Source organism: Stenotrophomonas sp. 2YAF22, from assembly GCF_052114665.1.
Lineage (GTDB): Bacteria > Pseudomonadota > Gammaproteobacteria > Xanthomonadales > Xanthomonadaceae > Stenotrophomonas > Stenotrophomonas indicatrix.
In genome coordinates this window covers 1-7822 of record NZ_JBFRFE010000143.1, presented here as the reverse complement: position 1 = coordinate 7822, position 7822 = coordinate 1, and the positions used below count along the sequence as shown (strand labels likewise).

General features: G+C 65.8%; 5 protein-coding genes. 3 read left to right on the top strand and 2 right to left on the bottom strand.

From position 1 onward, the window contains the following. Positions 1-38 precede the first annotated feature (38 nt). Together AB4Y84_RS07965 and acs are read right to left on the bottom strand one after the other, a co-directional pair. A complete protein-coding gene (locus AB4Y84_RS07965; protein ID WP_006477308.1) occupies positions 39-704 on the bottom strand; it encodes a response regulator transcription factor in 666 nt (221 codons plus the stop codon). 81 nt (positions 705-785) lie between these two features. Next, complete coding sequence (gene acs / locus AB4Y84_RS07960; RefSeq protein WP_025878776.1) at positions 786-2729, bottom strand: acetate--CoA ligase; 1944 nt, start codon at positions 2727-2729, stop codon at positions 786-788. A gap of 245 nt (positions 2730-2974) precedes the next feature. Here acs and AB4Y84_RS07955 point away from each other — a divergent pair, with 245 nt between their 5' ends. The 3 genes from AB4Y84_RS07955 to AB4Y84_RS07945 all read left to right on the top strand — a co-directional run bounded on the left by AB4Y84_RS07955 (position 2975) and on the right by AB4Y84_RS07945 (position 7744). Beyond that, the gene (locus tag AB4Y84_RS07955) at positions 2975-4396 is read left to right on the top strand and encodes a DcaP family trimeric outer membrane transporter (protein WP_442244232.1); all 1422 of its coding nucleotides are present in this window, start codon (positions 2975-2977) and stop codon (positions 4394-4396) included. A gap of 111 nt (positions 4397-4507) precedes the next feature. After that, positions 4508-6163, top strand: coding sequence for an MFS transporter (locus AB4Y84_RS07950; RefSeq protein WP_025878778.1), 1656 nt, complete (start codon positions 4508-4510; stop codon positions 6161-6163). A 171-nt stretch (positions 6164-6334) separates the two neighbouring features. Beyond that, positions 6335-7744 (top strand): coniferyl aldehyde dehydrogenase, encoded by a 1410-nt coding sequence (locus AB4Y84_RS07945; RefSeq protein ID WP_442244231.1) that lies wholly within the window; start codon positions 6335-6337, stop codon positions 7742-7744. Positions 7745-7822: the final 78 nt, after the last annotated feature.

Below are 7822 nucleotides of genomic sequence, written 5' to 3'. Positions count from 1 at the left end.
GTTTCACGCGGTTGCCGGCCAGCGGCCGGCACGAACCCTCAGTCTTCTTCCGGTGGCAGCACGATGGCGTCGTCGTCGATCGCCAGCTTGCCGGCCATCAGCACCGCTTGGGTGCGGTTGGTCACGCCCAGCTTGCGCAGGATCGCGGTCACGTGCGCCTTGATCGTCGCTTCGGAGACATTGAGGTCGTAGGCGATCTGCTTGTTCAAGCGGCCCGCACCCAACATCTGCAGCACGCGGAACTGCTGCGGGGTCAGCTCGCGCAGACGCTGGCCGACTTCGCGTTCTTCGCTGCCGGTCGGCGGCACGTTGTGTGCTTCCGGCGGCGCCCAGGTCTCGCCATCGAGGATGGTGCCGAGCGCATGGCCGATGGTGTCCGAATCGGCGGATTTCGGAATGAAACCCAGCGCACCATGGTCGAGTGCACGGCGCATCACCGTGGCTTCTTCGCGTGCGGAGACCACCACCACCGGCAGGTGCGGATGCAGCGAGCGCATGTGCACCAGTGCGTTGAAACCCTGTGCGCCGGGCATGTTGAGATCCATCAGGACCAGGTCGGCGTCGTTGTGCTGGTCGGCCAGCGCATACAACGCTTCCACGCTGTCGGCCTCGAACAGTTGAACGCCCGGAATGACCCGCTGCACGGCACCCCGCAGGGCTTCGCGGAACAACGGATGGTCATCGGCAATCAGGAGGGTGGTCATGGTCGGGGGGAACCGTGGGGGGAAAGCAGATGGGGTCAGAGCCCTTTCCTTGTGGAAAGGGATCCGACCCCGGGTAGCACATCAACGGACCTTGCGCTCGTCCACCAGCGACGCCACGACCGATGGATCGGCCAGGGTCGAGGTGTCGCCGAGCTGGTCCGGTGCGTTCTCGGCGATCTTGCGCAGAATGCGGCGCATGATCTTGCCCGAACGGGTCTTCGGCAGGCCCGGCGCCCACTGCAGGTGGTCGGGCGTGGCGATCGGCCCGATCTCCTTGCGCACCCAGGCGACCAGCTCCTTCTGCAGCTCGTCGCTGGGTGCCTCCTCGGCCACCAGCGTGACGTAGGCATAGATGCCCTGGCCCTTCACGTCGTGCGGGAAGCCGACCACGGCGGCCTCGGCCACCTTCGGGTGCGAGACCAGCGCGCTTTCCACTTCGGCGGTGCCGATGCGGTGGCCGGACACGTTGATCACATCGTCCACGCGGCCGGTGATCCAGTAGTAGCCGTCTTCGTCGCGGCGGCAGCCGTCACCGGTGAAGTAGCTGCCCGGGTAGGTGCGGAAGTAGGTGTCGATGAAGCGCTGGTGGTCGCCGTACACCGTGCGCATCTGGCCCGGCCAGGAGTCACGGATGATCAGGTTGCCTTCGGTCGGGCCGTCCTTGATCTCGCCATCGGCATTGACCAGGGCCGGCTGCACGCCGAAGAAGGGCAGGGTGGCCGAACCCGGTTTCAGATCCATCGCACCGGCCAGCGGCGAGATCAGGATGCCGCCGGTCTCGGTCTGCCACCAGGTATCGACGATCGGGCAACGGCTGTCGCCGACCACTTCGTAGTACCAGCGCCAGGCTTCCGGATTGATCGGTTCGCCGACGCTGCCAAGCAGGCGCAGCGAAGCGCGCGAGGTCTTCTTCACCGGCTCCTCGCCTTCGCGCATCAGCGCACGGATGGCGGTGGGGGCGGTGTAGAAGATCGACACCTTGTGCTTGTCGATCACGTTCCAGAAGCGCGAGGTGTCCGGGTAGTTCGGCACGCCCTCGAACATCAGCGAGGTCGCGCCGTTGGCCAGCGGGCCGTACACGATGTAGCTGTGGCCGGTGACCCAGCCGACGTCGGCGGTGCACCAGTAGATGTCGTCCTCGCGCAGGTCGAACACCGCTTCATGGGTGTACGCCGCGTACAGCAGGTAGCCGGCGGTGGTGTGCAGTACGCCCTTCGGCTTGCCGGTGGAACCGGAGGTGTAGAGGATGAACAGCGGATCCTCGGCGTTCATCGGTTCCGGCTCGCAGCTGGCCGGCTGGCTGTCGACCACATCATGGAACCAGCGGTCGCGCGGGGCCTGCATGTCCACCGCACCGCCGGTGTGGCGCACCACCAGCACGGTTTCCACGGTATTGGTGCCGGGCAGCTTCAGCGCCGCATCGACGTTGGCCTTCAGCGGAATCTTCCGGCCACCGCGCAGGCCTTCGTCGGCGGTGATGATCAGCTTGCTCTGGCAGTCGCTGACACGGTCGGCGATCGAATTCGGGGCGAAGCCACCGAACACCACCGAGTGGATCGCACCGATGCGCGCGCAGGCCAGCATGGCCACGGCAGCGTCGACGATCATCGGCAGGTAGATGGTGACCCGGTCGCCCTTCTTGACGCCCAGGTTGCGCAGCGCGTTGCCGAGACGGCAGGTGCGCTCGTACAGCTCGCGATAGGTCACGTGCTGGGCCGGCGCGTCCGGGCTGTCCGGCTCGAACAGCAGGGCCGTCTTGTCGCCGCGCTTTTCCAGCTGGCGGTCCAGGCAGTTCACGCTGGCGTTGAGCTCGCCATCTTCGAACCACTTGATGTGGAAGTCGGACAGGTCGTAGCTGACGTTCTTGATCTTCGTCGGCTTGCGCGACCAGTCCAGCCGCTCGGCGGCCTTGCCCCAGAACGCATCCGGATCGGACACCGAGGCCTGGTACTGCTGTTCATAGGTGTTCTTGTCGATACGCGCCTTGGCGGCGAACTGCGGATCGACAGGGTAGAGATCAGCCATGGCACCCTCACTTGCACGTTGACTTTGTGTGTGCAGCCGCAGCATTGCAGCAGCCGTTCCCCCTCAGTTTGCCCCATCCACCCCCGGTCGCGTCACCACTTCGGTTAGACCTTGGTCGAAAGTCGGGCCCCTGCAGGCCCGGGTTCGACCAATGGCCAATAGCCGGTGCGTGCAAACGCCCCGCAGTCTCGGCTCGACCGTGCCCCACGCGCGGCATCACCTTGCCACTTGGGAGAGAGGGCAACATGAGCCACCGTACGTTGAAAGCCGTGCGCACACCTTTGGCGGCCTGCCTGTTGGTCGCCCTGGTCGCACCGGGCATGGCGTTCGCTGAGACCGCCAAAGAGAAGGCACTGGAGTCACGCGTCGCCGAGCTGGAGCGGCAGGTGCAGGCGCTGCTGGCGTCGCAGCAGCAGCAACAGACCCAGATCGTGCAGACCCAGCAGGCGGTCACCGACGTCCGCACGCTGCAGGCCGAACAGAAGCCGGCGGTGCCTGCGGGCAAGCAGCCGATCCAGGTCACCACCATCACCCCCGGCGCGGCGCCGGGCACCACGGTCAAGATCGGCGGTTTCATCAAGGCCGATTTCCTGGCCACCCAGACCAGCGATGGCCAGCTGGCCGACGATGCCACCGGCCGCTCGCTGTACCTGCCCGGGCAGACCCCGGTGGAAGGCGCCGGCGGCAGCGGCAAGCGCTCGGATGTGGACTACAACGCCCACGCCAAGTTCTCGCGCTTCAACCTGGGCATCGACAACGTCAGCGAGTCGGGCAACAAGGCCGGCGCGTTCTTCGAGATGGATTTCTTCGGCAACTCGCTGGGCAACCAGACCGCCACCAACACCTATGGCGTGACCCTGCGCCATGCGTACATGTACTGGAACAACTGGATGGCCGGCCAGACCTGGTCGAACTTCATGGATGCGGCGTCGTTGCCGGAAGCGGTCGACTTCGTCGGTCCCACCGATGGCGTGATCTTCGTGCGCCAGGCGCAGGTGCGCTACACCCAGGGCGGCTTCAGCGTCGCGCTGGAGAATCCGGAAACGACCACCCTCACCGGTACGCGCAATCCGGTCACCGGCGCCTGGACCAATGCCAGCGCCAATTCCGATCGCGGCAGCCTGCCGGACCTGACCCTGCGTTATGGCTGGAAGGGTGACTGGGGCACGTTCGGTGTTGGCGGTATCGTCCGTCAGCTGAAGGTCGACAACCAGGCCACCGGCGCAAAGGCCGACAAGGTGGCCGGTGGCCTGACCCTGGGCGGCAAGTGGGTGATGGGTGACAGCGATTCGCTGCACTACCAGTTCACCGGTGGCGAGGGCATCGCCCGTTACATCGGCCTGGGCATCACCGCCGATTCGGCCTATGACGTGGCCCGTGACGAGCTCAACCCGACCGGTGTGATCGCCGGTTACGTCGGTTGGCGCCATGCGTTCTCGCCGAAGCTGCGCACCAACCTGATCTACGCGCGCAGCGACTACGACAACGACAGCATTCTCGGCCCGCTGGTGACCAAGAGCGTGCAGAGCATCCGCGGCAACATCTTCTATTCGCCGATGCCCAAGGTCGATGTCGGTGCCGAGCTGATGTACGGCAAGCGCGAGATCGAGAACGGCAACAAGGGCGACATCACCCGTCTGCAGTTCACGACGAAATACAGTTTTTAAATGAGTGCCGACCAACGGTCGGCACCTACCGAGATTGAGTGCCGGCCATGGTCGGTATCTACCAAGACTGCGTGCCGACCAAGGTCGGCACCTACAGAGGGGAAGGGTCCCATGTCCACAACACCTGCACCGGCGAAAGCCCAACTTACCCAGGGACACAAGAAGGTCATCTTCGCGTCCAGCCTGGGCACCGTTTTCGAGTGGTACGACTTCTTCCTGTATGGCTCGCTTGCGGCGATCATCGCCAAGCAGTTCTTCAGTGGCGTCAATGAAACCACGGGCATGATCTTCGCCCTGCTGGCCTTCGCTGCCGGCTTCTTCGTGCGACCGTTCGGCGCGGCCTTCTTCGGCAGCCTCGGCGACCGCATCGGCCGCAAGTACACCTTCCTGGTCACCATCCTGATCATGGGCATCTCGACCTTCCTGGTCGGTGTGCTGCCCAACTACGCCTCGATCGGCTTCGCCGCGCCGGTGATCCTGATCATCCTGCGCCTGGCCCAGGGCCTGGCCATGGGCGGTGAGTACGGTGGTGCGGCGACCTACGTGGCCGAACACGCGCCGGACGACAAGCGCGGCCTGTACACCAGCTTCATCCAGTGCACGGCCACCCTCGGCCTGTTCATGTCGCTGCTGATCATCCTCGCCTGCCGCTACTTCCTCGGCAACGAAGCGTTCGAAGCCTGGGGCTGGCGCATTCCGTTCCTGGTCTCGATCGTGCTGCTGGGCGTGTCGGTGTGGATCCGCCTGCAGCTGAGCGAGTCGCCGCTGTTCCAGCAGATGAAGTCGGAGGGCAAGGGTTCCAAGACGCCGTTCCGTGACAGCCTGAAGGGCGGCAACCTGAAGCTGATGCTGCTGGTGCTGCTCGGCGCCGCAGCGGGCCAGGCGGTGGTCTGGTATGGCGGCCAGTTCTACGCGCTGTTCTTCCTCAGCAGCATGCTGAAGGTCGATGCCACCACCTCCTACCTGCTGATCGCCGCCGCGCTGGCGCTGGGCGTGCCGTTCTTCATCTTCTTCGGCTGGCTGTCCGACCGTATCGGCCGCAAGAAGATCATCCTGGCCGGCTGCCTGCTGGCCGCCATCACCTACATCCCGATCTTCAAGGGCCTGACCCACTTCGCCAACCCGGCCATCGAAGAAGCCCGCAGCAGCTCGCCGGCGCTGGTCGTGGCCGACCCGACCACCTGCTCGTTCCAGTTCGATCCGGTTGGCCTGCGCAAGTTCACCAGCTCCTGTGACGTGGCTACCGCTGCGTTGACCAAGGCCGGTGTGCCGTATGACGTGCAGCCGGCCGCTGCCGGTTCGCTGGCGATGGTCAACGTGGGCAGCGCCAGCGTCACCTCGTACGAGGCCGCCGGCCTGACCAAGGAAGAAGGCAAGGCCAAGGCCGATGCATTCGGTGCCGAGCTGAAGACTGCACTGACCGGTGCCGGCTATCCCGCCAAGGCTGATGGTTCGCGCATCAACTACGCAGGCACGATCCTGATGCTGTGGCTGCTGGTGCTGTACGTGACCATGGTCTACGGCCCGATCGCCGCCTACCTGGTCGAACTGTTCCCGACCCGCATCCGCTACACCTCGATGTCGCTGCCGTACCACATCGGCAACGGCTGGTTCGGTGGCTTCCTGCCGGCGATCTCGTTCGCGCTGGTGGCCGGTACCGGCAACCTGTACTACGGGTTGTGGTACCCGATCATCATCGCGCTGATGTCGGTGGTGATTGGCGGCCTGTTCCTGCGCGAGACGAAGAACGTGGACATCACCAAGTAACGGTGGTTTCCATGCAATGAAGGAAGGCCGCGGTGCAGACCGCGGCCTTTCTTTTTCTGGTAGTGCCGGCCGCTGGCCGGCAACTGCACGATGCCTGCCGAAGATCCATGAGGCTGCCGGCCAGCGGCCGGCACTACCATTACATTGCACAGCACGCCGTATAGTCGGCCCATGACCACCACCGCCCCAGCCGACCTCCCCGTCATCCTGCACACCCTGCGCAGCGCCTGGCAGTCGCTGCGCCCGTCGCTTGACCAGCGCGAAGCCGACCTGCGTCGCCTGCGCGCGGCGTTGAAGGACCGCATGGACGAAATGGCTGCGGCCATCGCCGAGGACTTCGGCCATCGTGCCCACGTGGAATCAAAGGTGGCCGATGGCATGAGCGTGCTGTCGGCCATCGACCACCTGCGTCGCCACCTGCGGCGCTGGTCGAAGCCGCAGCGGGTGGGCGCCGGCTGGCGACTATGGCCGGCGCGCGCGCAGCTGCGGCCGATGCCGCTGGGCGTGGTCGGGGTGATCTCGCCGTGGAATTATCCGGTCACGCTGGCGTTGGTGCCGCTGGCCACCGCGATTGCCGCTGGCAACCATGTGCTGTTGAAGCCTTCGGAGCACACCCCGCGCACCAGCGCGTTCCTGGCCGATCTGCTGGCCAGCGTGTTCCCGCCCGATCGTGTGTCGGTGGTGCAGGGTGACGCGGACGTGGCCGCGGCGGTGTCTTCGCTACCGCTGGACCACCTCGTGTTCACCGGTTCCACCGCGGTCGGCCGCAAGGTGATGGCGGCGGCGGCGGAGCATCTGGTGCCGCTGACGCTGGAACTGGGCGGCAAGTCGCCGGCGATCGTCTGCCGCGATTTCCCGTTGGACAAAGCCGCCGCGCGGCTGGCCACCGGCAAGTGGTTCAACGCCGGCCAGACCTGCATAGCGCCGGATTACGTGCTGATCGACAGCGTGCGCCAGCGTGAGTTCGTGCAGGCGCTGCAGCAGCAGGTGCGCGAGCGCTATGGTGATTTCAGCGATGCCGACGACTACACGCGGATCATCAACGAGGGCCAGTACCGGCGCCTGCAGGGCTATCTGGCGCAGGCGCGCGAACGCGGCGTGCCGGTGATTGCGCTGGCGCCGGTGGATGACGCGCGCGCCGATCGCGAGCGGCTGCTGGTGCCGACCGTGGTGCTGGACCCGCCGGATGACCTGGACCTGATGCGCGATGAGATCTTCGGCCCGATCCTGCCGGTGCGCGCCTATCCGGACCTGGATGCGGCGCTGGCCGACATCGTGGCCCGCGACCGGCCACTGGCGCTGTATCCCTTCAGCCACGACACGGCCACGGTGGAGCGCATTCTCGGCCAGGTGCTGGCCGGCGGGGTCACGGTCAACGACACGCTGCTGCACTTCGCCGCCGATGGCTTGCCGTTTGGTGGGGTGGGCGCCAGCGGCATGGGCGCGTACCACGGGCGGGCCGGGTTTGATGCGATGAGCAAGCTGTTGCCGGTGCTGTGGCAGTCGCGCTGGGCGGCCAGTGATCGGCTGCGGCCGCCGTATTCGAAGATTGCGGGGTTGTTGAAACTGCTGCTGCGATGAATCCAGGCAGGGCGTGCAACCAGTGGTAGTGCCGGCCGCTGGSCGGCAACTTCATGACCCTCCGGCGGGGACCTGCAG